The sequence below is a fragment of the Pseudonocardia sp. ZF1 genome (assembly GCF_056835605.1).
Map to the genome: position 1 here is coordinate 2,907,183 of NZ_JAJNBY010000001.1, position 25,864 is coordinate 2,933,046.

The window sequence follows — 25,864 nt, forward strand, 5'->3', positions numbered from 1 at the left end:
GTCGCGGGCGCCGCGGTGCTGCGCCGGACGGCCCCGGGGTGTAGCAAGACCTGCAGGACCAGCGGCGTTCGCAGACCGGGCGCCGGGCGATCACGCGAGAAGGACGGATCCGTGGATCTGAAGATCGGGTACAAGGCGTCGGCCGAGCAGTTCGGCCCCCGCGACCTCGTCGAGTACGCGGTGCTGGCCGAGGAGCTCGGGCTCGACAGCGTCTGGGCGTCGGACCACTTCCTGCCGTGGCGGCACGAGGGCGGGCACGCCCCGGCCGCACTGCCCTGGATGGCGGCGGTGGGGGAGCGCACGAAGCGGGTGCAGATCGGCACCTCCGTGCTCACCCCCACGTTCCGCTACAACCCGGCGGTGCTGGCCCAGGAGTTCGCCACGATGGCGCTGCTCACCGGCAACCGGGTCGCACTCGGCGTCGGCACCGGCGAGGCGCTCAACGAGATCGCGGTGTCCGGGCGGGAGTGGCCCGAGTTCAAGGAGCGCTTCGCCCGGCTGCGCGAGGCCGTGAAGATGATGCGGGCGCTGTGGACCGAGGAGTCGGTCAGCATCGAGGGCGAGTACTACACCTTCGTCGACGCCATGATCTACGACCGGCCGGAGCAGCCGGTGCCGATCTACGTCGCCGCGGGGGGCCCGATGGTCGCCCGGTTCGCCGGCCGGTTCGGCGACGGGTTCATCTGCACCTCCGGCAAGGGCATGGACCTCTACACCGACAAGCTCCTCCCGGGGGTCGAGGAGGGCGCGGGCAAGGCCGACCGCGACGCAGGCGCCATCGACAAGATGATCGAGATCAAGATCAGCTACGACCGGGACCCCGACGCCGCGCGGGAGAACACCCGGTTCTGGGCGCCGCTGTCGCTGACCGCCGACCAGAAGAACTCCGTCGACTCCTCGCAGGAGATGGAGCGCCTGGCCGACGAGCTGCCGATCGAGCAGGTGGTGAAGCGCTGGATCGTCGCGTCGGACCCCGACGAGGCCGTCGAACAGATCAAGCCCTACCTCGACGCGGGCCTGAACCACCTCGTGGTGCACGGACCGGGCCACGACCAGCGCCGGTTCCTGACGCAGTTCACCGAGGACGTCGCGCCGAAGCTGCGGGCGCTCGCGTGAGCGCCGCGACGAGCGCTCCCGCCGTCACCCGCGACGGACGGGTGCTGCGCTGCCGGGTCTCCACCGGCCGGCACGGCACCCTCGACGGGCCCGCCATGGCCGAGGTCACCGAGGCGCTGCTGGCGCTCGACCCGGCCGAGACCGGAGCGGTGCTGGTGCACGGCGACGGCGAGAACTTCTGCACCGGCGGTGACGTGCGAGCCTTCGCCGGGGCCGAGGACCGCTACGCCTACGTGCACGGCCTCGCCGACACCTTCCACTCCATGCTGCGCCCGCTGGCCGCCTCCCCGGTGCCCACGATCGCGGCGGTGCCGGGCTGGGCCGCCGGTGCGGGAATGAGCATCGCGCTGGCCTGCGACCTCGCCGTCGGCGGGACCTCGACCCGGATGCGCCCGGCCTACCCCGGCATCGGGTTCTCCCCGGACGGCGGAATGACCTGGACGCTGCCGCGGCTGATCGGCGCCGCGCGGGCGCGGCGGGTCCTGCTCACCGACGAGGTCCTCGAGGCCGAGACGCTGGCCCAACTGGGCCTGCTCGCCTCCGTCGTCGACGACGACCGGGTGGCCGACGAGGCCGCCGCGGTCGCGCACCGGCTCGCCCAGGGACCGACGGCCGCGCTGGGCCGCATCCGCGGGCTCCTGACCGCGACCTGGGACCGGGGGCTCGACGAGCAGCTGGCGGCGGAGGCGGACTCCATCGCGACCTGCGCCGCGGGGCCGGAGGGGGCCGAGGGTCTCGCCGCGTTCGGCGAGAAGCGCCGTCCGCAGTTCCACTGACCACCGCACACGACGAGGGGGCGCGACCGGACGGTCGCGCCCCCTCGTCGTCGGTGTGAGCGGTCAGCGCCCGCTGGCCGGGCTCCCCGCGACGACCCGGCGTGAGCGCTGCGGGCCGCGGGCGGTGCCGGGCATGCCCACGGCGAAGCGCCGGGCCGGGCGGTGCAGGCCCGGGCCGAGCGGCCAGCCCGCGTCGAGCGGGGCGAGCAGGCGGTCCAGCTCGGAGTCCGGGGTGGCGCCGACGCTGTTGCGGAGCAGCCGCTGGAACTCCTCGTACTCGGCGAGCGCGTCGGCGACGTGCCCGCCGGCGAGCAGGGCCTCGACCAGGGCACGGCGCGACCGCTCGCGACTCGGCGCGGTGGCGACGGCCCGGCGCGCGACGGCGACGGCGTCGTCGTGCCGGTCGGCGGCGGTGAGCGTGCCGGCCAGTCCTTCCAGGGCGGACAGGCGCAGCTGGCGGAACCGTTCGCGCTCCACGGCGATCCATGCCGCGGTCCACGACGGGAGGATGTCGGCCTCCAGCAGCGCGGTCTCCGGCGCGCCGATCTCACGGACGGTGCGCAGCATGCTGGGCGCGGACAGCCCGCGGATCAACAGCATGGCCTCGGTGAGATCGACGACCACGTCGTCACCGAGCTGCAGCCGACCGAGGTGGTCGGCGTCGAGCAGGCCCGGTACGTCGACGCCGGCCACGGCCTCGTCGAGCAGCCGGGCCGCGGGGACGGGACCGACCCCGGGCCACAGCGTCGCGGCGAGCGCCGCGGTCGGCTGCGGCCGCCGGTGGACGGCGAGGTAGGCGACCAGGCGACGGGAGTCGACCGGCAGCGGGACGGCGCGATCACCCGCGCGCAGCCCGAACGAGCCCAGCACCCGCACGTGCGGGGTGGAGGTGGGAGTGCTCTGCTCACTGGATCGACAGTGATCGTCGGACATGGCCGTTTCCCCGGATCGGTCGTGACGTGCGGCCCGCGATCGGCTCCGTACCGAGCCGGGGCGCGCCGGGCGGGAGGCCTCGGATCGCGGAGCGAGCACGACGGAACCGCACCGACACGGACGGCGGGCGGCGTCTCCGTGTGGTGTCGTGGGACGAGGATAGCCCAGCAGTGCCCACGGTGTGAGATCCGGGTACGGCCGGATTGTGAGATCTGCGTCAGGCCCGGGAGAGCAGCCGGACGTGGGTCCCGTCCGGGGCACGCCACACGTGCAGGCTGTCGCAGAGCTGCCGGGCGATCCAGGTCCCGCGCCCCCGTGCCTGCGACGGGTGCGGCGGCGCGAGCCCGATCAGCGGCAGCGCGATCGCGCCGCTGTCCTGCACCTCGCAGACCAGCTCCCCGTCGCGCGCCCACACCGACAGCCCCGCCTCCGGGGAGCCGTGCTCGACCGCGTTGGTGGCGACCTCGTTGACCGCCTGCACCATGTCCTCGCCGCGCGCGGTGTCGAACCGGCACACCCGGGCGGCCTCCTCGACGGCGTCGCGCACCCGGGACAGCTCGAAGGTGTTGTAGGACAACGTGACGTCCGGCGGTCCGAGCAGGTGTGGCGGCGCGATCGGCAGGGCCGCGAGCGCCTCGGCGGGCGGGCGGTGCCGCGGGTTCTCGGTGAGCCCGGACGCGTGCAGCCGCAGCGGGTGGTTGACCACCGCCGACTCGCCGACCGCGCCGTGCAGCGGCAGCCGTGGGTAGGCGCACACCTGCAGGACCGGTAGCCCGGCGAGGGAGATGTTGAGCGCGGCCTCCAGCTCGACCCAGAAACCGCCGTCGACGCCGTCGAGGTCCGGGTCGTGCGCGCTCACCACGAACACCGGGCGGCCCGAGGAGGTCAGCGCCCGCAGCTCCCGGGCCCGCCAGGCGGCGACGGTCTGTCCGGACTCCCGGGCCGAGCTGGTCAGCGAGGTGAGCCTGCCGAGCTCGACCTCGTCGCCGAGCTCGTCGTGCAGCGCCTGCTCCAGCGGTGCGGGCAGGTCCACCGCGACCCGGGCGCCGGTGTCCCGCGCCGCGGCCCGGGCGGCGGGGGCGACGGTGGCGAGCAGCTCGACCGGGTCGTCGGCGTGCACGAGGGCGTGCCGGAAGCCGGGCGGGCGGGGCGCGGCGTTGACCTTCACCGGAGCTGTCCTCCCGGGTGCACGACCTCGGGGGCCGGCGGACGGTCGTCGAACACGAGCTGGGGGGAGAAGGCCGCGCCGCAGCGTTCGAGCACACGCAGCACCCGCGGCCGGACCCGGTGCAGCACCAGGCGGTGGGTGGCCGGGAAGCCCTCGGCGGCGTGCACCAGCGCGACCGCGGTGGCGACGTCGACGAACCGCACCGAGGCCAGGTCCAGGCCGATGTCGGTGGAGGCGTCCGCGGAACGCAGCGCGGCGTCCAGTGCCGAGTGCAGCAGCGAGGTGATCTTCGAGCGGTTGCTGTGGTCGACCTCGCCCGCCAGCCGGGCGTGGCCGGTACCGAGGCGCACGATCCGCAGCAGGCCGTCGTCGTAGGCGGTGGAGCAGGGGACGTGGTCGCGGTGCAGCGCCCGCATGATGTCGATCTGCTCGGCCGGGAAGTGCTCGGTGTCGTAGGTGCACAGGGCGGTCAGCCCGCCCGCGCTCTCGCGGACGAGCCGGGCCAGCAGGCCGTCGTACTCGGGGAGGGTGCCCGCGGCGCCCGCCTCGAGCACCGAGTGCATCTGGCCGGTCATCCGGGTGCCGTTCCAGCCGAGCTCGCGGGAGCGGGCGACCTCGCCGGACATCCCGGCGTGCACGTCGGACAGCGGGGTGCGGAAGGTGCGCCGGGTCCGCTCGGCGGGCAGGATCTCGAGCTGGCCGTGCCGCAGCGGGTCGTCCACCTCGACGCCGTCCTCGACGAGGCGGCGGAGCAGGACGTCGGCGGCGCCGTCGTCGTCGAAGTAGAGGATGCGCTCGCCCCGGTCGAGACCGTGCGCGACGTAGGCCGCGGCGAGCTCGCCGAGGTGCTCCGTACTGTCCGGGACCGCGCACACGTGATCGCCGGACGTCAGCGCGTCCGCCAGTTTGATCACGTCTCACCTGCCGCGCGCACCCCGCGGCCGCACGTCGCGGCGCCGGGCACACCCCGTCACGAACTCCTGGACGGATCAACCGTACGGAGGCCCCCGGCGGGGACCGGAGAGCCCGGAGCGTGTGGGGCGCCGAACCGACGGTGACACGCGACGAGCGGATCGCCACCGGCGGGCGACCGGGATCGACAGACCCGGTCCGACCAGGACCTACGGCCGTTCGGCGCTGTCCGGTGCACGCCGGACGGCGGTGGCACCCGGTGTCCGGGTGGTCACCTTCCGGCGTGCTGCCCGCGGGTCAGGCGGCCGGGTTGACCGCGACCGAGGTGGTCGCGCTGCCCTGGATCGTCTGCAGGACGACGCAGTACCGCTCGGTCAGCTTCACCAGGGTCGCGACCTTGTCCTCGGCGGCGGGCGCGCCGCCGTCGCGGATGTCGACGTCGAAGGACAGGCGGATCTCCCGGAAACCGACCGGGGCGTCCTTCGCGACGCCGAGGGTTCCGCGGAAGTCGAGGTCGCCCTCGGCGCGCACGGCGCCGAGCACCTCGAGCTCCAGCGCGGTGGCCACCGCGCGCAGGGTCACCCCGGCACAGGCCACCAGCGCTTCCAGCAGCATGTCGCCCGAGCACAGCTGGGTGCCGTCGCCACCGGTTGCCGGGTGCAGGCCCGCCTCGGCCATCGCCTGGCCGGTCGAGACCTTGCACGCCACACCGGAGCCGAGCTCGCCGTCCGCCTTCAGGGTGATGACCGCCGACTCCGGGTCGTCGCGGTACTGCTGTTTGAGGGGGGCCTGGATGTCGCGCAGGGAGATGTTGGTGTCGGTCATGTCCCCATCCTCACCCCGACGGGGCGACCCGCACATCCCGACCCGACGACTAGGGTGCCCGGTGTGGGCGGGGAGAGCGACACCGGACGGGCGGCCGCGGTGCGCCGCAGCGCCCGCGAGGCCGCCGACTCGGTCCGCGAGGCCCGTGACACCGTCCGGGACACGGTGCGCGACACCGTCCGGGACTCGGTGCACGACACCGTCGGCCCGCCCACCGACGACGACCGGCTCTGGACGGTCCCGAACGCGCTCAGCATGCTGCGCCTCGCCGGGGTACCGCTGTTCCTGTGGCTGATGCTCGGCCCGGAGGCCGACGGCTGGGCCGTCGCGGTGCTGGCGATCGGCGGGTTCACCGACTGGCTCGACGGCAAGCTCGCCCGCGTCCTGGACCAGTTCAGCCGGTTCGGCGCCATGCTCGACCCGGCCGTGGACCGCCTCTACATCCTGGCCGCGCTGGTCGGGCTGGCCGCGCGCGACATCGTGCCGTGGTGGGCGGTGGTCGCGCTGGTGGCCCGCGACGTCGTCCTCGCCGTCTGCGTGTTCGTGCTGCGCCACCGCGGCTACGGCCCCTTCGAGGTCGTCTACCTCGGCAAGGCCGCCACCTTCGTCCTGCTCTACGCCTTCCCGCTGCTCCTGCTCGGCGACGGTCCCTCGCCCGCCGAGGCCGTGGTCGGCGTCGTCGCGAACGCCTTCGCCATCTGGGGCGTGGCCCTCTACCTGTGGTCCGGGCTGCTGTACCTGGCCCAGTTCCGGCTGGCGCTGCGGCGCCCGGCGCCGGGCGTCCCGGCCCCGTCGACCCGGTTCGATCACGGCGGCGCCGGGGGATAGGCTCCCCGGCGTGAGCTCGGAGATTCCGTCGGACCTGTCCTACACCGAGGCCCACGAGTGGGTGCGCCGCAGCGGGGACGGGGTGGTCCGGGTCGGCATCACCGACCACGCCCAGTCGCAGCTCGGTGACGTCGTCTTCGTGCAGCTGCCGGCCGTCGGCGACACCCTCGCCGCGGGCGACGCCATGGGCGAGGTCGAGTCGACCAAGTCGGTGTCGGACATCTACGCCCCGGTCGGCGGCGAGGTCGTCGCCGTGAACGACGGGCTGGACGCCGGTCCGGAGCTGGTGAACTCCGCCCCCTACGGCGACGGGTGGATCGTCGAGATCCGCCTGGCCGAGGGGGCCTCGCTCGACGGTCTGCTCGACGCCGAGGCCTACCGCCAGCTGTCCGACGGCGCCTGAGCCGGCCCGCCCGCCGCACCACGCGGCACGGCGCGCCGACCTCCGTATCGCCCCGGCCGCTCCGACCGGTAGGTTCACATCCCCTGGACGTGCCGTCCGGAAGGGACCGGGACACCGGCCCCGCAACAGCCCTGACCGCCCGGACGCCGTCCGGGTACCGCATCCGCGAGGAGGAGTCCCCGAGGTGACCACGAACGACCCGCGCGACGTGCCACCGGAGCGCGCACCGGAGACCACGTCGGTCTTCCGGGCGGACTTCCTCGCCGACGTCGAGCAGCCGGCCGCCGAGCCCGCCGTCTCGGGTGTCGACGGGCTTCCCGCCGGGTCGGCGCTGCTCGTCGTCCGGCGCGGTCCGAACGCCGGCTCGCGCTTCCTGCTGGACGTGCCGACCACCAGCGCCGGCCGGCACCCCGACAGCGACATCTTCCTCGACGACGTCACCGTCTCCCGGCGGCACGCGGAGTTCCGCCGCGACGCCGGTGAGTTCGTCGTGGTGGACGTCGGCAGCCTCAACGGCACCTACGTCAACCGCGAGCCGGTCGACACGGCGGTGCTCGCCAACGGCGACGAGGTGCAGATCGGCAAGTTCCGACTGGTCTTCCTGACCGGGCCCCGCGAGCCGGGCGCCCAGGGCTGACCGCGGGTCCGTGCCGCGGCGTCCCGGATGCCGCTCACGGACCCCCGCGTACGACCGGCCCGTCGCGGCCGGGGGGTGCCCCCGTACCCCTGGTGCGACGGGCTTTCTGCGCGCACGGGGACCGTCGGGTGTCGAGCCGACACGCCGTGCGCGACGGGCGTGTGACGATCGTCGAACGGACCCCGTCACTCCCCGTCCGGAGGCGCGCGTCGGGGCGGACCGCCGTGTAGCGTCATCAGGTGTCGGTGGCAGTGCGGTGGCAACGACACGGAGCCCGTCGGGTCCGCCGCACGGGTCAGGGCGAGCAAGGCGATCAGGGCGGCCGGGGTGGCGTGTCCACCCGGGTGGCCCGACAGGCCCGACAGGGCCGGGGAGGCGGGCTGATGAGCGAGATGCGCGTCGTGGGCGTCCGGGTCGAACTTCCGGCGAACCAGCCGATCCTGCTGCTGCGGGAGACGAACGGCGACCGATACCTCCCGATCTGGATCGGATCGGTGGAGGCGACGGCGATCGCCCTGGAGCAGCAGGGGGTCAAGCCCGCGCGGCCGCTGACCCACGACCTGCTCAAGGACGTGATCGGGGCACTCGGGCGGCGGCTCGAGCAGGTGCGGGTGACCGACCTGCAGGAGGGCACCTTCTACGCCGAGCTGATCTTCGACGGCGGCGTCACGGTGTCCGCGCGGCCGAGCGACTCGATCGCGCTGGCGCTGCGGACCGGTGTCCCGGTGCACGCCGACGAGAGCGTCCTCGCCGAGGCGGGTCTGGTCATCCCCGACGAGCAGGAGGACGAGGTCGAGAAGTTCCGCGAGTTCCTCGACTCCGTGTCGCCGGAGGACTTCCGCGGGGCCCAGCCGGGCTGATCCGTCCGGGTGACCACCGCCGTCACCCGACGGTGGAACCGGATGAACCGCGGTCCGACCGTTCACCGACGTCACCAACCGTTCGGCGGCTGTACGTCCTCCGTACCCGGCAACCCGGGCGGGTGTCCGGTACGCCCGGGTCGGCGAGCCGCGTTGACCACCTCGACCACTGGGCCTACCGTCATCACGACTGATGACATCCGTGGAACTCACCCACTACCCAGAGTCACATGGTAGAGGAGGGCCACGGTCCCGACCGAGGGAGACCGCGCGGTGCAGACGCCACCACCCGAGGGGTCGGGTCAGGGAGAGCTGTTCCCGGACCCGCTCGTCGGTGAGGGGCTCGACGGGGTGACCGACCGCCTGGTCGGCTTCCGCGGGCCGACCGCGTGTCAGGTCGTCGGCATCACCTACCGGCAGCTGGACTACTGGGCCCGTACCGGCCTGGTCGTGCCGTCGATCCGCGGCGCCGCCGGATCGGGCAGCCAGCGGCTGTACTCCTTCAAGGACGTCCTCGTCCTCAAGATCGTGAAGCGGCTGCTCGACGCCGGTGTCTCGTTGCAGAACATCCGGATCGCCGTCGAGCACCTGCGCCGGCGCGGGATCCGCGACCTGGCCGGCATCACCCTGTTCTCCGACGGCACCACCGTCTACGAGTGCACCTCCCCGGAGGAGGTCGTCGACCTGCTGCAGGGCGGCCAGGGCGTGTTCGGGATCGCGGTGTCCGGGGCGATGCGCGAGATCTCCGGCGTCATCAAGGACTTCCCGGCCGAGCGGGCCGACGGCGGCACCGTCGACGAGGCCCCCGAGGACGAGCTGGCCCGCCGCCGCGCACGCCGCGCGATCTCCTGACTCCCGCTCCGGCGGGCCTACGCGACGGCGCGGAACGGGTCGTGCTCGGCCAGCAGCTTCTCCATCCGCGCCTGGTCGACCCGGTTGACCACGGTCAGGCTGTCCTGCCGGTCCCGGACGCACTTCGCCAGGGTGAACGCGGAGGTGATCGCGTACAGCACGGCGATGGCGAGGAACGCCTTCACCCACCCGTCGACGGGCAGGTAGACGGTTCCGACGACGACGGCCGCGAGCGACACGCCGAAGGACAGCATCGCCTGCGTGTGGAACGCGGCGGTGGTGGCCGGGGTGGTGTTCGGAGCGCTGGTGTTCGACATGGCAGGAAGTGTGACGAGCCGGCGCAGGCGGCGACGCCGCAGAACTACGCAGGTAGGCTGGCCCGGTAGTCGTCGACGCCGCGCGGGAGAGCCCCGGGGAACGAGCCCGGGCGCCGAAGGAGCAACCCCTTCCCGGAATCTCTCAGGCACACGGACCGCGCGGTCGAGGCGCCTCTGGAAAGCGACGGGCCGCACACGCACGCGGGGCGCCCGTCCGCCGACGGGGAAAGCCGGAAGCCTCCGGTGAATCTCTCAGGCGCCCGGTCTCCGGGTACGGACAGAGGGGAAGGGGCCAGTCGCCCTGCCCCGATCCGCCCGACGACCTCCGGAGGCGCCGTGAGCCCGACGTCCGAGCACCGTCCCACCCTCGCCGAGCTGGAGCGGGGGCTCCCGTTCGCCGAGCGCCACATCGGGCCCCGCCCCGATGACCTGGCCCGGATGCTGGAGGTGCTGGGCGTCGACTCCCTCGACGCGCTCGCCGCCCGCGCGCTGCCCGACACCATCCGCGACGACGCACCGGTCGGTGCCTCGCTGCCCGCGCCGGTCGGCGAGGCCGAGATGCTCGCCGAGCTGCGCGAGCTGGCCGGGCGCAACACCGTCACCGTCCCGATGATCGGCTACGGGTATCACGGCACCCGCACCCCGTCGGTGATCCGCCGGAACGTGCTGGAGAACCCGGCCTGGTACACCGCGTACACGCCGTACCAGCCCGAGATCAGCCAGGGCAGGCTCGAGGCCCTGCTGACCTTCCAGACGATGGTGTCCGACCTGACCGGGCTCCCGGTCGCCGGCGCCTCGTTGCTCGACGAGGCCACCGCCGCCGCCGAGGCGATGACGCTGCTGCGCCGGGCCAACCGCTCGACGAGCCCGCGGTTCGTCGTCGACGCCGACACCGTGGCCCAGACCGTGGACGTGCTGCGCACCCGCGCCGAGCCGCTCGGCATCGAGCTGGTCGTCGCCGACCTCGGCGACGGCGTGCTGCCCGAGGGCGAGTTCTTCGGGATGCTGCTGTCCTACCCGGGCGCGTCGGGCCGGGTCGCCGACCCGTCGGCGCTGGTCGAGGCCGCGCACGGGCGCGGGGCACTCGTCGCCGTCGCGGCGGACCTGCTGGCCCTGACCCTGCTCACCCCGCCCGGGGAGTTCGGCGCGGACGCCGCGGTCGGGTCCACCCAGCGCTTCGGGGTGCCGCTCGGCTTCGGCGGCCCGCACGCAGGCTACCTCTCGGTCGGGCAGCGCCACGCCCGTCAGCTGCCGGGACGCCTGGTCGGGGTCTCCCGCGACGCCGACGGCCACTACGCCCTGCGGCTGGCGCTGCAGACCCGCGAGCAGCACATCCGCCGGGAGAAGGCCACCTCCAACATCTGCACCGCGCAGGTCCTGCTCGCGGTCATGGCCGCCTGCTATGGGGTGCACCACGGCCCGGACGGGCTGCGCGACATCGCCACCCGCACCCACCGGATGGCCGCGGTGCTCGCCGCAGGTCTGCGCTCGGGCGGGGTGGAGATCGTCCACGACGCGTTCTTCGACTCCGTGCTGGCGCGCGTCCCCGGCCGCGCCGACGCCGTCGTCGCCGCCGCGCACGACGCCGGTATCGCGCTGCGCCGCGCCTCGGACGACGAGGTCGGCGTCGCCACCTCGGAGATCACCACCGTGGCGCACCTGCACGCGGTGTGGGCGGCGTTCGGCGTCACCGGGGTGGACGTCGCCGCGCTCGACGGGGACACCGCCGACGCGCTGCCCGCGGGCCTGCGCCGCGCGAGCGAGTACCTCACGCACCCGACGTTCCACGAGTTCCGGTCCGAGACCGCGCTGATGCGGTGGCTGCGCCGCCTCGCCGACGCCGACCTCGCACTGGACCGCACGATGATCCCCTTGGGCTCGTGCACCATGAAGCTCAACGCCGCCGCCGAGATGGAGGCGGTGACCTGGCCGCAGTTCGCCGACCTGCACCCGCTCGCGCCGGAGTCCGACACCGCCGGCACCCGGGAGATGATCGACCAGCTGGAGACCTGGCTGGCCGACCTCACCGGCTACGCCGCGGTGTCGCTGCAGCCCAACGCGGGCAGCCAGGGCGAGCTCGCCGGGCTGCTCGCCATCGCCGCGTACCACCGCAGCCGCGGGGCGACCGACCGCGACGTCTGCCTGATCCCGGCCTCCGCGCACGGCACCAACGCCGCCTCGGCGATCATGGCCGGGCTGCGGGTGGTCGTCGTCGGGACCGCACCGGGCGGCGACGTCGACCTCGACGACCTGCACGCGAAGATCGCCGAGCACGGCGACCGGCTCGCCGCGCTGATGATCACCTACCCGTCGACGCACGGCGTCTACGAGGCCGGGGTCCGCGACGTGTGCGCCGCGGTGCACGACGCCGGCGGCCAGGTCTACGTCGACGGCGCCAACCTCAACGCGCTCGTCGGGGTCGCCCGCCCGGGGGCCTTCGGCGGCGACGTCAGCCACCTCAACCTGCACAAGACCTTCTGCATCCCGCACGGCGGCGGCGGGCCCGGCGTCGGCCCGGTCGCGGTGGCCGAGCACCTGGCGCCGTTCCTGCCCGGGCGCACGCCCCGCTCCGACGGCGGCGTCGGCCCGGTGTCGGCCGCCCGCCACGGCTCGCCCGGCGTCCTGCCGATCTCCTGGGCCTACCTGCGGATGATGGGCCTGGACGGGATGCGCCGCGCCACGCTCACCGCGGTGGCGGCCGCCAACTACGTCGCCACCCGGCTGCGGGAGCACTTCCCGGTGCTCTACGCGGGCGCCGACGGCACGGTCGCCCACGAGTGCATCCTCGACCTGCGCACGCTGACCAAGGAGACCGGGGTGACCGTCGACGATGTCGCCAAGCGGCTCATCGACCACGGCATCCACGCCCCGACCATGTCCTTCCCGGTGGCCGGGACGCTGATGGTCGAGCCCACCGAGTCCGAGGACCTCGCGGAGATCGAGCGGTTCGTCGCCGCGATGGTGTCCATCCGCGGCGAGATCGACCGGGTCGCCGCGGGGGAGTGGCCCGCCGAGGACAACCCGCTGCGGAACGCCCCGCACACCGCGGCCTGCCTGGCCGACGACAAGTGGGACCACCCGTACCCGCGGGAGCTGGCCGCGTACCCCACCGGGGTCACCCCGGGGGTGCACGACCGCAAGGTGTGGCCTCCGGTGCGCCGGATCGACGGCGCCCACGGCGACCGGAACCTGGTCTGCTCCTGCCCGCCGCCGGACGCCTTCGCCTGAGCCGGCACCGGCCCGCCGGGCGAATGTCCGGACAGGGCGGGGATCATGGTGGCGTGTCACGCCGACCGAGTGAGCGCCTCCGGGTCCCCGCCCCCGTCCTGCGGACGCGCGTCGGGTCGAAGCGGGCCGCCACCGACCAGCCCAACGTCACCGGCGACGGCGCGTCGCCGCTGACCGTCCGGTTCTGGCTGCTGCTCGTCGTGACCGGGGTCGCCGCCGGGCTGTCCGGGATCGTGCTGATGGCACTGCTGCACGCGGTGTCGGAGCGGGTCTGGGGGTCCGGGGCGGCGGAGGGGTTCCAGGCGGCGGTCGAGCGGGCCGACGCCTGGGGGCGGGTGTGGCCGCTGCTGGTGGCGGGGCTCGTCGCCGGGGTCGGCGGGTACCTGCTGCGCCGGTTCGTGCCCGGCCGCACCGACGTCGACGACGCGATCTGGACCGGCGACGCGCGGCTGGGGGTGCGCCGCAGCACCGGCACCGCGGCGCTGTCGGAGATCGTCGTCGGGCTGGGTGCCTCGCTCGGCCGGGAGGCCGCGCCCAAGCTGATGGGCGGGGTGTGGGGCGCGGTCCTGGCCGGCTGGGGCGGGCTGTCGCTCGAGCAGCGACGGCTGTTGGTCGCCTGCGGCGCGGGCGCCGGGCTGGCCTGCGTCTACGACGTGCCGCTGGGCGGGGCGCTGTTCACCGCCGAGGTGCTCGTCGGCACCGTGCGGCTGCCGGTGGTGCTGCCCGCGCTGGCCTGCACCGCGACCGCCACCGTCGTCGCCTGGCTGTACCTGCCCGCCGGGCCGGTCTACCCGGGCCTCCCGGTCCCGGCGACGACGCCGTCGCTGCTGGTGTGGGCGGTGCCCGCGGGTGTGCTGATCGGGGTGCTCGCGACCGGCTGGGTCCGGCTGATCGGGTTCGTGTCGCACCACGGGCCCCGGCGGACGTGGTGGCGGATCGCCGCCCCGGTCGTCGCGTTCGGGCTGCTCGGTGTGGCCGGGCTGGCGTTCCCGCAGCTCTACGGCAACGGCGCGGACCTGGCCGAGCAGGCCTTCCTGGGCGGCGGGGCGCTGCTGCTGTTCGCGGCGCTGGCCGTGCTGAAGCCGCTGGTGACGGCGATGTGCCTGGGCAGCGGCGCGTCCGGCGGACTGTTCACCCCGACGCTGTGCACCGGCGCGGTGCTCGGGGCCGCGCTCGGCGGGGCCTGGTCGGCGCTGTGGCCGGGCACCCCGGTCGGCACGTTCGCCCTGGTCGGGGCGGCCGCGATGATCGGGGCCGGGATGCAGGCGCCGCTGGCCGGCCTCGTGCTGGTGCTGGAGCTGACCGGCACCGGGTTCGGGATCGCCGTCCCGCTGGTCGCCGCGACGCTGGTGGCGACCGCGGTGGCCCGGTGGCTCGACGGGTACTCGATCTACTCGGCGCGCCTGGCCGCGCAGCCGTCGCCGGAGCAGTCGACCTGAGACCGGGCGGTCAGGTCCCCGGCAGCGGGGCGGCGTGCGCGGGGCCGGGACCTCCCCGACGACGGCCGCGACGCCGGCGGGACCGCTCAGCCACGGGCGAGCCGGGACCGGCGGTGGGCCGCCATCCGGACCGGGGCGTCCGGCCAGCCGTGCCCGTCGTGCGTGCCGGTGCGCTGCACCAGGGCGAGGAACAGCCGTCCGCCGAGCAGCTCGGTGCAGACCTGCAGGTAGTCGCCGTGCGCGTCGCGGTCGTGCAGGACCCCGAGCTCCCGGTAGGCGGCGACGGTGTCCGCGGGCAGGTCGAGCCGGGCGGCCAGGTCGTCGTGGTAGTTGGCGGGCACCGCGAGCAGCGGCACCCCGGCGGCCCGTGCCGCGGCGGCGGTGGCGAGCACGTCGTCGCAGGCCAGGGCCACGTACTGCGGGTCGGCGACGGCCGGGCTCCAGTCCCCGCGACGCAGCACCGACACGGTCAGCGCGAGCCGGAGCCGGCGCCGCGGATCGGCGAGCGCCCGGCTGCGGACCAGCCCGAACGGGGCCGCGTACTCCCCGTCGCCGACCGGGTCCAGGCCGAGGACGGCACGGTGGAACAGCACCGCCTCGTCGAACGCGTCGTAGGGCTGGGTCAGGCCGACGTGGTCCATCCCGGTGATCCCGGTCCCGGGGGCCGGCGCCTCGTCGACGCCGACGAAGTCGTGCGGCCAGGCGGGGCCGTGCGTGGAGTCCGGGCCCGCGTCGCCGGAGGTGCGGCACAGGAACAGCGCCGTGCCGTCCGGTGCGGGGATCTCGGCGAACTCGGCCTCCCCCGGCCCGGTCGCGCGGGGGACCGGGGAGGCACAGAGCCGGGCGGCCCGGCGCGCGGAGGCGTCCGGGTCGGGGGTCTCGACGGCGATCGCCGCGACCGCACCGGACCCGGTGCCCGCCGCGTTGACGAGCAGCCGGGCACCGCCCTGCTCGAAGCGCTCCACCTGCTTGGTGCGGTGCACCCCGGTACGGCTGAACCCCAGTGCACGCAGCACCCGGCCCAGCTCCGGGCCCGCGGTCAGCTCGACGAACGCGGTCCCGTCGAGGGACGGCGCCGCGGTGGCGACCGGGTCCGTCCCGGCCCCGGCCAGCGCGGTGGCCTCGGCGAGGGCGATCAGCGAGCGGCGGGCGTCGACGGCGGTGCGGACCGGGTCGGACTGGCGGAAGACGTCGTTGAACACCTCCAGCGACAGCGGCCCGGCGTACCCGGCCGCCAGCACCGGGGCGAGGAACGCGGGCAGGTCGAACCCGCCCTGACCGGGGAACAGCCGGTGGTGACGGCTCCAGGACAGCACGTCCATCGACAGCTCCCGGGCGTCGGCGAGCTGCAGGAAGAACAGCTTCCCGCCGGGGACCTCGGCGATCGGGGCCGGGTCCGAGCCGCGGGCCAGGACGTGGAAGGAGTCCAGGCAGAGGCCGAGCGCGGGGTGGTCGGCGGCGCGCACGGCGTCCCAGGAGGCGTCCCAGGTGTCGACGTGCCTGCCCCAGGCGAGCGCCTCGTAGGCGATGCGCAGCCCGCGCTCGTGGGCGCGGGCGGCGAGGGTGTGCAGCTGGGCGGCGAGCAGGTCGGCGTCGGCGGCGGGGTCGACGGCGTCGGGGGACACCGAGGAGCACACCAGCACGGTGTCGGCGCCGAGCCCCGCCATGACCTCGAAGGTCGCGTCCGCGCGGCGCAGGTTCGCCGCGAACCGGTCGGGGTCGGTCGAGTCGATGTCGCGCAGCGGCTGGTAGAGGTCCACCGACAGGCCCAGGTCGCGGCAGCGGGCGCCGATCGCCGCCGGGGACCCCGGGTCGGCGAGCAGGTCCGGCGCGAAGATCTCGACGCCGTCGAACCCGGCGATCGCGGCGGCGGCGAGCTTGTCCTCCAGCGTGCCGGACAGGCAGACCGTGGCCAGGGACAGGCGCGCGGTCCCGGTGGCCGGGGTTGCGGTGGGCACGGTTGCGGTGGGCACGGTTGCGGTGGGCACGGTTGCGGTGGGCACGGTTGCGGTGGGCACGGTTCCGGCGGGTGCGGTCTCAGGCGACACGGGCGGCCTCCTGCTCGGCGGTGATCAGCTCGGCGAGGTGGGCGAGCATCCGCGCCGGATCCGGTGCGACGCCGGTGAACAGACGGAACGCCTCCGCGGCCTGGTGCACCGCCATCGCGCCGCCGTCGACGGTGCGGCAGCCCGCGGCGCGCGCGGCACGCAGCAGCGCGGTGTCCAGCGGCCGGTAGACGATCTCGGCGACCCACGGGCGGGTCGCGAGCAGCGCGGGGTCGAACGGCAGGCCGGGGTGCTCGGCCATCCCCACCGGTGTGGCGTGCACGAGGCCGTCGGCGCCGGGGAGCAGCGCGGCCAGCTCCGGCGACGGGTGCCCGGTGGCCTGCGCGCCGGGGGCCAGGTGCGGGGTCACCGACGCGGCGAGCGCGGCGGCGCGGTCCCCGTCGACGTCGACGACCTGCAGGACGGCGACACCCTCGCGGGCCATGGCGTAGGCGGCCGCGGCGCCGGCGCCCCCGGCGCCCAGCAGCACGACCCGGTCCGTCGCGGCGCCGGGCAGCCCGGCCCGCCAGCCGTCGCGGAACCCGGTCCAGTCGGTGTTGTGCCCGGTCATCGACCCGTCCGTGCCGATGACGACGGTGTTGACCGCGCCGACGGCGGCGGCGTCCGGGGCGAGGGCGTCGAGGTGGCCGATCACGCGCTGCTTGCAGGGATGGGTGATGTTGAGTCCCGCGTGGCCCTGGGCGCGGGCCCGGCGGAGCAGGTCGCCGACGCCGTCCGGTGCGACCCCGAGGACGTCGAGGTCGAAGCGCCGGTAGGTCAGATCCAGGCCGTGCGCGGCGCCCTCGCGCTCGTGCAGGGCAGGCGACAGCGACGGACCGATGCCGGCGCCGATCAACCCCGTCCGCACCCGTGTGCCGGTTCCGGTGGCGTCGGTGTCGCGCCGGGTCTCGCTGCTGCTCCGCACGGATCCCTCCTCGGATCTATGTACCGTACGGTTAGTTGTACCGGACGACGGACGGATCGGCCAGGGGAGACGGCCGGTGATCCGTAGAGTCCGGGGACGCCGCCGGGATCCCGGCGGCGCGGACCGGCGGAGGGGGACCGCAGTGGCAGCGGCACCGGAGGACGGCGTCCGGCAGCGCGACGCCGAGCGCACCCGCACCGAGATCCTGGACGAGGCGACCGCGGAGTTCGCCGACCGGGGACTGGCCGGGGCACGGGTCGACGAGATCGCTGCGCGCACCCGGACCACCAAGCGGATGCTCTACTACTACTTCGGCTCGAAGCAGGGTCTCTACCTGGCCGTTCTCGAACGGGCCTACGCCGGGATCCGGGCACTGGAGCAGCAGCTGTCGGTGTCGGACCTCAATCCGGCGCGTGCGGTGCGTGCGGTCGCCGAGCTCACCTTCGACCACCACGAGGCGCACCCGGACTTCATCCGGCTGGTGGCGATCGAGAACATCCACCACGCCGAGCACCTGCGGTCCTCCCCGGTGCGCGAGGGGCTGGCCGGGCCCGCGGTCGGAGTGCTGGAGCCGATCCTCGCCCGCGGCCGGGAGACCGGCATGTTCCGCGACGACGTCGACGCCTTCGACGTCCACGTGCTGATCAGCTCGTTCTGCGTGTTCCGGGTGGCCAACCGGCACACCGTCTCGGCCATCTTCGGCCGCGACCTGCTGGACCCGGCCCGCCGGGCGCACTACCGCCGCATGGTCGGTGACCTGGTGGTGGAGTACCTGACCGCCCGCGTCGGACAGGACTGACGGGACCGGCGTCCCTCCGGCTCTTGACAGGTGTCGCCGCGCAACTCACTATTCGGTACGTAACCAGACGGTACATAAGCGAGCGGCCCGCCGCCCGGGAGCCGTCGTCCACACCAGTGCCTGCAACGTCGCACACGCCGGGAGCCACCGTGAGCCAGCAACCGTCCGCCGCGCCCACCGCGCCGCAGGCGCAACCGACACGTGCCGCCCTGGCCGCGTGGATCGGCAGCGCCCTGGAGTACTACGACTTCTTCATCTACGGCACCGCCGCGGCGCTGGTGTTCAACAAGGTGTTCTTCCCCGACTCCAGCCCGGTCGCCGGCACGCTGCTGTCGCTGGCCACCTTCGGCTTCGGCTACGTCGCTCGCCCGCTCGGTGCGGTGCTCTTCGGTCACATCGGTGACCGGCTGGGGCGCAAGAAGGTGCTGGTCGCGACCCTGATGATGATGGGGGTCGCGACGCTGGCGATCGGCTTCCTGCCCACCTACGGCCAGGTCGGGGTGCTCGCCCCGGCGCTGCTGGTGACCTGCCGGCTGCTGCAGGGCCTGTCCGCGGGCGGTGAGCAGGCCGGCGCGAACTCGATGACGCTGGAGCACTCCCCGCAGGGCCGCCGCGCGTTCTTCACCAGCTTCACCCTGTCCGGCACCCAGGGCGGGCAGATCATCGCGACCGCGGTGTTCCTGCCGATCGCGCTGCTGCCCGAGGACGCGCTGCTGTCCTGGGGCTGGCGGGTGCCGTTCTGGGCGAGCGTGCTGGTGATGGTCGCCGGTGTGCTGATCCGGCGGACGCTGCACGAGACCCCGGTGTTCACCACCGAGGTCGCCGACGCCGAGGGCGCACCGAAGGCGAAGGACGAGCTCCCGATCGCCGCGCTGTTCCGCGGCCACTGGCCGAACCTGCTGCGTGTCACCCTCGCCGCGACGGTGGCCTCGGTCAGCACCCTGATGACGGTGTTCGCGCTGTCGTTCGCGGTCAACACCGTCGGCCTGGAGCGCTCGACCATGCTGTGGGTCGTCGTGAGCGCCAACGTGGTCGCCCTCGCCGCCATCCCGCTGTTCGCCACGCTCGCCGACCGGATCGGGCGGCGCCCGGTGTTCATCGCGGGCGCGCTGGGCAGCGCGGTGCTGCTCGCCGCCTACCTGTGGGCCGTGTCCACCGGGGTGGTCCTGCTGGTCTTCGGCGCGGGCATCCTGCTGTCGGGGATCGTCTACAGCGCCGCCAACGGCGTGTGGCCCTCGTTCTACGGCGAGATGTTCCCGGCCAAGGTCCGCCTGACGGGTATGGCCGTCGGCACCCAGATCGGCTTCGCGTTCGGCGGTTTCGCCCCCACCATCGCCGCAGCCCTGGCCGAGAACAGCGTCAGCGGCTGGCTGCCGGTCGCCGTGTTCGGCGGTGTGATCTGCCTGGTCGCGGCGGCGTCGGCCTGGTCGGCCCGGGAGACCGCGCACCTGTCCCTCGACGAGATCGAGGCCGGTTTCGAGGCCCGTGACCGGGCCCCGGCCCGCGTCTGACCCGACCGCACCCGTCCCGCAGCCGGGCCCCGTGGCATCACGCCACGGGGCCCGTCGGCGTCCCGGCCGCGGCCGCCAGTACGCCGACGACGTCGCCGGGGTCGGCGGCCCGGTCACCGCGCCACACCGCGTCGGTGCCCAGCCGCACCTGCGCCCCGGTCACCGGCAGCACGTGCACCGGCTCCCCGACGAACGCCTTGTGCGTGGCGCCGGACCCCAGTCCGACCAGTGTGAACGCCTCCCCGGCCGCCACGACGTGGGTGAGGTCGCCCGGGTTGTGGGTGTCGAGCTCGATCCGCCGGTGCACGCCGTGCCGGGCGAGCAGCTCGCCGGTGGCCCGGTAGACCGCCGGCGCGGCGTCGTAGCGGATGGACACGTACGGCAGCTCCGCCAGCTCCTCGAGGCGGACCTCGGTGCGGTCGTCGAAGCCGCGCCCGTGCCCGACGGCGACGGCGGCAGGCCGGGTGTCCACCCGCCGCACGGTCAGCCCGGGGTCGTCGCTCCCGCCGTGCAGGAACGCCAGGTCCAGCTCGCGGCGGGCGACCGCACGGGCCAGCTCCGCGCTGGTCCCGGGCCGGATCCGCACCGCCAGCTCCGGGCGGGCGGCCCGCAGCCGTTCCAGGAACCCGTCGCGGACCGCCGCGGTCACGTCCGGCGCCATCCCCACGACGACGACCGGGTGCCCGTCCGCGGCGGCCAGCGCGCCGGGCAGCGCCTCCACCCGGGCCACGATGTCGCGGGCCCGCGGCAGCAGCGCCCGTCCGGCCGCGGTGAGCGCCATCCCGCGCGCGGACCGGGTGAACAGCGGCGCGCCGAGCTCCCGCTCCAGGTCGCGGACCCGCCGCGACAACGGCGACGCGGCCAGGTGCAGCCGGGCCGCCGCCCGGGTCAGGTTCAGCTCGTCGGCAACGGCGAGGAAGTACCGCAGATGGAACAGCTCCACGAACCGTGACCCTAGAGGTCACGCCGACCTGCATCCATCGGTCCTGGTCACCGGTACGGCCGCCGTCCTAGCGTGACCGGCATGGCCTCCCGTCCCGTGCGCATCGCGAACGTCTCCGGCTACCTCGGCGACCGGTACACCGCCGTCGACGAGGCGATGGCCGGTGACCCGGTCGACGTCCTGATGGGCGACTACCTCGCCGAGATCACCCTCGCCGCGCTCGCCGCCGCGGCCGGGCGGGGCGGCCCCGGCTACGTCGCCTACGCCCTGGACCAGCTCACCCCGCACCTGCCCGAGATCGCCCGGCGCGGGATCCGGGTCGTCACCAACGCGGGCGGGTTCGACCCGGCCGGGATGGCGCAGGAGCTGCGCGGCCGGATCGCGGCGGCCGGGCTGCCGCTGCGGGTCGCGCACGTCGCCGGGGACGGGGTGTTCGACCGGCTCGCCGACTTCCACACCGACGGCCACGGGCTCGAGCACCTCGACACCGGCGCCCCGCTCAAGGACTGGGGGTTCACCCCGATCACCGCGAACGCCTACCTCGGCGGATTCGGGATCGCCGCGGCGCTGGCCGCCGGCGCCGACGTCGTCGTGACCGGGCGGGTCACCGACGCCTCGCTCACCGCCGGCCCGGCGGCCTGGTGGCACGGCTGGGGCCCCGACGAGTTCGACGCGCTGGCCGGCGCGGTCACCGCCGGGCACGTCATCGAGTGCGGTGCGCACGCCACCGGCGGAAACTTCTCCGGGTTCCGGTCGGTGCCCGGCATGCTGCGCCCCGGTTTCCCGATCGCCGAGGTCGCCGCCGACGGCTCCTCGGTGATCACTAAGCACGCCCGCGACGGCGGCACCGTCACCGTGGAGACCGTCACCGCGCAGCTGCTCTACGAGATCCAGGGCCCCCGCTACCTGAACCCCGACGTCACCGTGCACCTCGACTCCGTGCGGCTGAGCCAGGAGGGCCCGGACCGGGTCGCGATCGGCCCCGTCACCGGGTCCCCGCCGCCGCCCACGGCGAAGGTCGCGGTGTTCGCCCCGATCGGCTACGAGATCTCCACGATGCTGTTCTGCACCGCCCCGGACGTCGAGGGCAAGGTGGAGCTGCTGCGCGCCCAGCTGCGTGCCGCGCTGGAGGGGCACGTCGACTCCCTCGAGGTCACCCCGCTCGGCGTCGCCGCGGTCGACCCGCCGACCCAGTGGGCGGCGACCGTCCCGATCCGGGTGATCGCGACCGCCCGCGAGAAGGAACCGCTGCTCCGGTTCGCACCGGCCGTCGGGTCGCTGTACCTGCAGGGCTTCCCCGGCTTCCACCACGACGGGCACGCGCCACGGGCGTCGCAGCCGTGGCCGCGGATCGAGTACTGGCCCGCGCTGCTGGAGTCCGCGCTGCTCGACCACCACGCCGTCCTCGACGACGGCAGCCGGGTCGAGGTCCCGCGCGCCACCCGGACCGCCACCGCGGAGGAGACCGCGCAGCCGGTGCACCCGGAGCCGGACCTGCCCGCACCGACCGGCCCGCGCGCCGAGCTGGGCGACTACGCGTGGGCCCGGGCGGGGGACAAGGGCGGCAACGCCAACGTGGGCGTCTGGTGCCGCGACCCCGCGCACTGGGAGTGGCTGCGTGCCACCCTGACCACCGAGCGGGCGGCCGCGCTGCTCCCCGAGGCGGGGGGCCGCATCGTCCGCCACGAGTTCCCGCACCTGCGCGCGGTGCACCTGGTGCTCGTCGGGCTGCTCGGTTCGGGCGGCTCGGCCAATCTGCGCGTGGACCAGATCGGCAAGTCCGTGGGCGAGTACCTGCGGGCCCGGCACGTGGAAGGACCCACCGCATGAGCACCACCGGCGCCACGACCGGCGCCACGACCGGCGACGCCACCGCCGAGCGCATCCTCGCGAACGTCGCGTCCCCCGCCACCGACGACGCCTTCGACCCCGGCGCGGCCCTCGACGGGCTGCTGGGCTGCGTCGGGATGAGCGGCGCCGACGCCGGCGGGCGGGTCGGTTTCGTCGGCGCCGACCCGGTCGTGCCCAGCGCGCTGCGCCTCGGCGGCGGTGCGGCCGTCGCGCTCGCCGCGAAGTCGGTCGGGATGGCCGCGGTGCACCGCGACCGCGGCGGCGACGGCCAGGACGTCACCGTCGACGTGCGCCGCGCCCCGCACCGGCTCTGCCCGTTCTACGACCGCCGCTGGGAGCTGGTGAACGGCCATCCCGCCGCCAGCCCGGTGATCACCTCGCAGGCGCTCGGGTTCTCGTTCCACCGCACCCGCGACGACCGCTGGGTGATGCCGCTCAACCCGTACCCGGCACTGCGGGCCCGGGCCGAGACCTTCCTCGGGGTGCCCGAGAGCGGCGTCGCCGACGCGGTCGCCCGGTGGGACGCCGCCGAGCTGGAGGCGGCCGCGAGCGACGCCGGCATCGTCATGCCGATGGCCCGCACCCCCGCCGAGTGGCTCGCGACCGAGCAGCACGCGGCGCTGGCCGGCACCCCGCCGATCACCCTGCGCCGCATCGGCGACGCCCCGCCCGAGCCGTTCCCGCAGCGCCGCCGCGCCGACCTGCCGCTGGACGGGCTGCGCGCACTCGGGATGGGCCACGTCATCGCCGGCGCCGGGACCGGCCGGGCGCTGGCCCTGCACGGCGCGGACGTGCTCAACATCTGGCGCCCCACGGAGTTCGAGCACGACAGCACCTACGTCACCGCGAACGTCGGCGTCCGGTCCGCCACGGTGGACCCGCACGCCGCCGACGGCGCCGCGCTGCTGCGCGGGCTGCTCGCCGACGCCGACGTGTTCTACGCCAACCGCCGCCCCGGCTACCTGGACCGGCTCGGGCTGTCCGCCGAGGAGGCCGCCGCGGTGCGGCCCGGCATCGTGCACGCCTCGAACACCCTGCACGGGCCGGTCGGGCCGTGGGCGCACCGCGTCGGGTTCGACCAGTCCGCGGGCACCCTGGTCGGGATGATGACCCTGGAGGGCGGCTCGGCCACCGACCCGACGGTGGCGCCCCGGCTCTCACCGATCCTGGTCGTCAACGACTACATCGTGTCCTGGCTGACCGCCGCCGGGGTCGCGGCGGCACTGCGCCGCCGCGCGGTGGAGGGCGGCTCCTGGGCGGTGGAGGTGTCGCTGGCCCGGGCCGCGCTCTGGATGCTGGAGCTCGGTGTCCTCGACCTCGGCTACGCCCGCGAGGTCGCGGGCACCGGCGAGCGCCACGCCTACCCCGCCCCGGAGACGTTCACCGCGCAGACCGCGCTGGGGCACTACCAGGGGGTGACCGACCAGGTCACGATGAGCGCGACGCCGGGGGAGTACCGCACGGTGCTCGTCCCGCGCGGCTCCGGACGCCCGGAGTGGCTGGAGCGCTGAGCCGGGCGCCCGGCCGTCGGGATCCCGGGCCCGCCGTTCAGCGGTCGCGGCGCGGCGGCGGCTCCACCCGGGGGATCGGGCGGGTCACGTCGGCGTCGTCCACGGTCCGGTCCAGGGCGCGGTGCGCGCCCGGGTCCGCGACGGGGCCCGGGACGCGGTCCATGACCCGGGTCGCGGCCCGGTCAGGGGCGCGCTCGGGGGTGTCCTCCGGGGCGGCCGGCGCCGCCGACCCGTCCACCCGCCGCTCGACGGCCATGATCGCCAGGACGACCGCGGCGCCGGCCGCGGCCGGCAGCAGCATCCACCACCAGCCCGGGTCGGGCGCCAGGACACCGCGGGCGTCGTCCTGCCAGGGCCACAGCGCCCGCAGCGCCCCCAGCAGCACCCCGGTCATGATCACCATCAGGGTGCGGCGGTGGTGCTCCAGCAGCCAGGTCAGCACCGACACGAAGCTCGCGAGCCCCAGCACGGCGCCGAGCCCGAACACCGCGATGTAGGCCAGGTCGAGGTCGCGCACCGCGCGCAGGGTCGGCTCGTAGAGCCCGAACACCAGCAGCAGGAACGACCCGGAGAAGCCCGGCAGCACCAACGCGCACACCGCGACCGCCGCGGCCAGCCCGACCAGCGGCATCGGCGGGCGGCCGTCGCCGACGGCCGGGGGGAGCGCGCTGACCGCGAACGTCGCCACGAACGCGACGACGACCAGCGCCCACTCGCGCGGCCCGCGCAGCCGCCCGGTGATCCGCAGCGGGACCGCCACCGACGCGGCGACCATCCCCAGGAACACCGCCCGGGCGCCGACGGGGTGGTCCTCGATCAGCCCCGGGAGCACCTGCGACGCCGCCAGGACCGCCAGCACCATGCCCAGTGCGACGGGCAGCAGCAGGCCCCAGTCCAGCCGTCGCAGCTCCTCGCGGGGCGCCGCGTCACCGCCCGCCGCGCCCGGGAGCAGCCCCCGGGCCGCGGCGACGAGGTGGGCCCCCTGGGCGATCAGGCGCTCGTAGATCCCGACGACCAGGGCCATGGTCCCGCCGCTGACCCCCGGGATGGTCTCGACCACGCCGATCGCGGCCCCACGGGCCAGATGAATACCGGACATACGCGACAACACGGGACAGGACGGTACCGACCGGGCGCCTGTCGGGAACGGACGGGTGAACTCTCGTTCGCATCACGAAGGATCGGGGCAACCGGTTGCGTGCCGATACGTCCGAGGAGACGTACACACCATGACGATCGGGGGACTGACATGGACGGGTATGTCCTGCACCGCACCGCCCGCTGGGCCGTGACCATCGCCGCCTGCGGCGCCGTGCTGGCCGGCTGCGGTGGCGGTGGCGACTGGCCGGCGGCCGCCGGCTCCGGTGGCGCCTCCGCCACCCCGAGCGCCGCCGCGCCGACGACGAGCGCCCCGGTGTCCGACGCCGGGGGCACCGGATCGGCCGGGGGAGCCGGGAACGGTGGCACCCACACCGGCACCGGGGGCGCCGAGGCGGGCGGCGACGAGCGCTGCCACACCTCCGAGCTCGCCGGCTCGGTCGCGGCCGACCCGGGCGGCGGCGCCGCGGGCTCGTCGTACGTCACGCTGACGCTGCGCAACCAGGGCGGCCGCACCTGCTACGTGCGGGGCTTTCCCGGCGTGTCCTACGTCGGCGGCGACGACGGCCACCAGATCGGCCCGGCCGCCGCGATGCAGGGCGGGCACGGCGACCCGGTGCGCCTCGCCCCCGGCGGGACCGCCGGTGCGACACTGCGGGTGGTGAACGTGCGCAACTTCGACGAGGCGGCCTGCCGCCCGACGGCCGTGCGCGGCCTGCGCGTCTACCCGCCCGGCGAGACCGACTCGCTGTTCGTCCCGATGGAGGGCACCGGCTGCGCCGCCACCCCGCCCGGGGACCAGCTGGTGATCCAGGCGTTCACCGCGCGCTGACCCGCGCCCGGGCCCGGTCCGCCGCGGACCGGGCCCGGCGGGTCCGCGGGTGGCC

23 protein-coding genes and 1 riboswitch are annotated in these 25,864 nt (G+C 75.2%); of the genes, 14 read left to right on the forward strand and 9 right to left on the reverse strand.

What is annotated here, in order from left to right:
* The first annotated feature begins 111 nt into the window (after positions 1–111).
* Together fgd and ZF1_RS14130 are read left to right on the forward strand one after the other, a co-directional pair.
* Positions 112–1,116, forward strand: a complete 1,005-nt coding sequence (fgd, locus tag ZF1_RS14125) for a glucose-6-phosphate dehydrogenase (coenzyme-F420) (protein WP_073574906.1) — start codon at positions 112–114, stop codon at positions 1,114–1,116.
* Positions 1,113–1,892 carry an enoyl-CoA hydratase/isomerase family protein gene (locus tag ZF1_RS14130; protein ID WP_062394944.1) on the forward strand — a complete coding sequence of 260 codons (780 nt, stop codon included), beginning with the start codon at positions 1,113–1,115 and terminating at the stop codon, positions 1,890–1,892. The genes fgd and ZF1_RS14130 overlap by 4 nt, the downstream gene beginning before the upstream one ends.
* 63 nt (positions 1,893–1,955) lie before the next feature.
* Here ZF1_RS14130 and ZF1_RS14135 read toward each other — a convergent pair whose 3' ends face one another.
* The 4 genes from ZF1_RS14135 to ZF1_RS14150 form a co-directional block, all read right to left on the reverse strand.
* Positions 1,956–2,825, reverse strand: coding sequence for an AfsR/SARP family transcriptional regulator (locus ZF1_RS14135; protein WP_145982953.1), 870 nt, complete (start codon positions 2,823–2,825; stop codon positions 1,956–1,958).
* 217 nt (positions 2,826–3,042) lie between these two features.
* Positions 3,043–3,993, reverse strand: coding sequence for an ATP-binding protein (locus tag ZF1_RS14140; RefSeq protein ID WP_482637483.1), 951 nt, complete (start codon positions 3,991–3,993; stop codon positions 3,043–3,045).
* Entirely contained in the window at positions 3,990–4,907 is a 918-nt protein-coding gene (locus ZF1_RS14145) for an MEDS domain-containing protein (protein ID WP_178373818.1), read from the reverse strand. The genes ZF1_RS14140 and ZF1_RS14145 overlap by 4 nt, the downstream gene beginning before the upstream one ends.
* 295 nt (positions 4,908–5,202) lie before the next feature.
* Entirely contained in the window at positions 5,203–5,730 is a 528-nt protein-coding gene (locus tag ZF1_RS14150) for an OsmC family protein (RefSeq protein WP_062394956.1), read from the reverse strand.
* A gap of 189 nt (positions 5,731–5,919) precedes the next feature.
* Between ZF1_RS14150 and clsA the strand changes: the two genes are divergently transcribed.
* From clsA to ZF1_RS14175, 5 genes are all read left to right on the forward strand, one after another.
* Positions 5,920–6,558 carry a cardiolipin synthase ClsA gene (gene clsA / locus ZF1_RS14155; protein ID WP_062403017.1) on the forward strand — a complete coding sequence of 213 codons (639 nt, stop codon included), beginning with the start codon at positions 5,920–5,922 and terminating at the stop codon, positions 6,556–6,558.
* Between the two features lie 10 nt (positions 6,559–6,568).
* Positions 6,569–6,961 carry a glycine cleavage system protein GcvH gene (gcvH, locus tag ZF1_RS14160; RefSeq protein WP_062394959.1) on the forward strand — a complete coding sequence of 131 codons (393 nt, stop codon included), beginning with the start codon at positions 6,569–6,571 and terminating at the stop codon, positions 6,959–6,961.
* 184 nt (positions 6,962–7,145) lie between these two features.
* Positions 7,146–7,598, forward strand: coding sequence for a glycogen accumulation regulator GarA (garA, locus tag ZF1_RS14165; protein WP_062394962.1), 453 nt, complete (start codon positions 7,146–7,148; stop codon positions 7,596–7,598).
* A 383-nt stretch (positions 7,599–7,981) separates the two neighbouring features.
* On the forward strand, positions 7,982–8,458 hold the full coding sequence (locus tag ZF1_RS14170; protein ID WP_010224693.1) for a bifunctional nuclease family protein: 477 nt from the start codon (positions 7,982–7,984) through the stop codon (positions 8,456–8,458).
* Between the two features lie 273 nt (positions 8,459–8,731).
* Complete coding sequence (locus ZF1_RS14175; RefSeq protein ID WP_083474081.1) at positions 8,732–9,310, forward strand: MerR family transcriptional regulator; 579 nt, start codon at positions 8,732–8,734, stop codon at positions 9,308–9,310.
* A 17-nt stretch (positions 9,311–9,327) separates the two neighbouring features.
* Here the strand turns inward: ZF1_RS14175 and ZF1_RS14180 are convergent, their stop codons facing one another.
* Positions 9,328–9,627, reverse strand: a complete 300-nt coding sequence (locus ZF1_RS14180) for a YiaA/YiaB family inner membrane protein (protein ID WP_062394965.1) — start codon at positions 9,625–9,627, stop codon at positions 9,328–9,330.
* Between the two features lie 73 nt (positions 9,628–9,700).
* Positions 9,701–9,795: riboswitch (glycine riboswitch) on the forward strand.
* Positions 9,796–9,963: 168 nt separating this feature from the next.
* Between ZF1_RS14180 and gcvP the strand changes: the two genes are divergently transcribed.
* Together gcvP and ZF1_RS14190 are read left to right on the forward strand one after the other, a co-directional pair.
* Positions 9,964–12,855: an aminomethyl-transferring glycine dehydrogenase gene (gcvP, locus tag ZF1_RS14185; RefSeq protein WP_482637484.1), complete on the forward strand. Its 2,892-nt coding sequence runs from the start codon at positions 9,964–9,966 to the stop codon at positions 12,853–12,855.
* Between the two features lie 53 nt (positions 12,856–12,908).
* Positions 12,909–14,294 (forward strand): chloride channel protein, encoded by a 1,386-nt coding sequence (locus ZF1_RS14190; RefSeq protein ID WP_476651409.1) that lies wholly within the window; start codon positions 12,909–12,911, stop codon positions 14,292–14,294.
* 86 nt (positions 14,295–14,380) lie between these two features.
* On the opposite strand, the gene ZF1_RS14195 is transcribed toward ZF1_RS14190, so the two are convergent.
* Entirely contained in the window at positions 14,381–16,252 is a 1,872-nt protein-coding gene (locus ZF1_RS14195; RefSeq protein WP_482637485.1) for a TIM barrel protein, read from the reverse strand.
* Between the two features lie 79 nt (positions 16,253–16,331).
* On the reverse strand, positions 16,332–17,264 hold the full coding sequence (locus ZF1_RS14200; RefSeq protein WP_482637486.1) for a shikimate dehydrogenase: 933 nt from the start codon (positions 17,262–17,264) through the stop codon (positions 16,332–16,334).
* Between the two features lie 142 nt (positions 17,265–17,406).
* Between ZF1_RS14200 and ZF1_RS14205 the strand changes: the two genes are divergently transcribed.
* Positions 17,407–18,063: a TetR/AcrR family transcriptional regulator gene (locus tag ZF1_RS14205; RefSeq protein WP_062394969.1), complete on the forward strand. Its 657-nt coding sequence runs from the start codon at positions 17,407–17,409 to the stop codon at positions 18,061–18,063.
* A 149-nt stretch (positions 18,064–18,212) separates the two neighbouring features.
* Positions 18,213–19,574, forward strand: coding sequence for an MFS transporter (locus ZF1_RS14210; protein WP_482637487.1), 1,362 nt, complete (start codon positions 18,213–18,215; stop codon positions 19,572–19,574).
* A gap of 37 nt (positions 19,575–19,611) precedes the next feature.
* Here the strand turns inward: ZF1_RS14210 and ZF1_RS14215 are convergent, their stop codons facing one another.
* A complete protein-coding gene (locus ZF1_RS14215; RefSeq protein WP_062394974.1) occupies positions 19,612–20,517 on the reverse strand; it encodes a LysR family transcriptional regulator in 906 nt (301 codons plus the stop codon).
* Between the two features lie 81 nt (positions 20,518–20,598).
* Between ZF1_RS14215 and ZF1_RS14220 the strand changes: the two genes are divergently transcribed.
* Entirely contained in the window at positions 20,599–22,347 is a 1,749-nt protein-coding gene (locus tag ZF1_RS14220) for an acyclic terpene utilization AtuA family protein (protein ID WP_482637488.1), read from the forward strand.
* Entirely contained in the window at positions 22,344–23,879 is a 1,536-nt protein-coding gene (locus tag ZF1_RS14225) for a CoA transferase (RefSeq protein WP_482637489.1), read from the forward strand. Before ZF1_RS14220 ends, ZF1_RS14225 begins: the two co-directional genes overlap by 4 nt.
* Positions 23,880–23,916: 37 nt before the next feature.
* Here ZF1_RS14225 and ZF1_RS14230 read toward each other — a convergent pair whose 3' ends face one another.
* Positions 23,917–24,990 (reverse strand): DUF368 domain-containing protein, encoded by a 1,074-nt coding sequence (locus ZF1_RS14230; RefSeq protein WP_476651421.1) that lies wholly within the window; start codon positions 24,988–24,990, stop codon positions 23,917–23,919.
* Between the two features lie 138 nt (positions 24,991–25,128).
* Between ZF1_RS14230 and ZF1_RS14235 the strand changes: the two genes are divergently transcribed.
* Positions 25,129–25,809, forward strand: coding sequence for a DUF4232 domain-containing protein (locus ZF1_RS14235; RefSeq protein WP_405417131.1), 681 nt, complete (start codon positions 25,129–25,131; stop codon positions 25,807–25,809).
* Positions 25,810–25,864 lie beyond the last annotated feature (55 nt).

Coding starts and splice junctions, on each gene's coding strand:
- ZF1_RS14150 (WP_062394956.1), bottom strand. CDS start 5,730: ATGACCGACACCAACATCTCCCTGCGCGACATCCAGGCCCCCCTCAAA.
- ZF1_RS14170 (WP_010224693.1), top strand. CDS start 7,982: ATGAGCGAGATGCGCGTCGTGGGCGTCCGGGTCGAACTTCCGGCGAAC.
- ZF1_RS14180 (WP_062394965.1), bottom strand. CDS start 9,627: ATGTCGAACACCAGCGCTCCGAACACCACCCCGGCCACCACCGCCGCG.
- ZF1_RS14225 (WP_482637489.1), top strand. CDS start 22,344: ATGAGCACCACCGGCGCCACGACCGGCGCCACGACCGGCGACGCCACC.
- ZF1_RS14135 (WP_145982953.1), bottom strand. CDS start 2,825: ATGTCCGACGATCACTGTCGATCCAGTGAGCAGAGCACTCCCACCTCC.
- ZF1_RS14220 (WP_482637488.1), top strand. CDS start 20,599: ATGGCCTCCCGTCCCGTGCGCATCGCGAACGTCTCCGGCTACCTCGGC.
- ZF1_RS14235 (WP_405417131.1), top strand. CDS start 25,129: ATGGACGGGTATGTCCTGCACCGCACCGCCCGCTGGGCCGTGACCATC.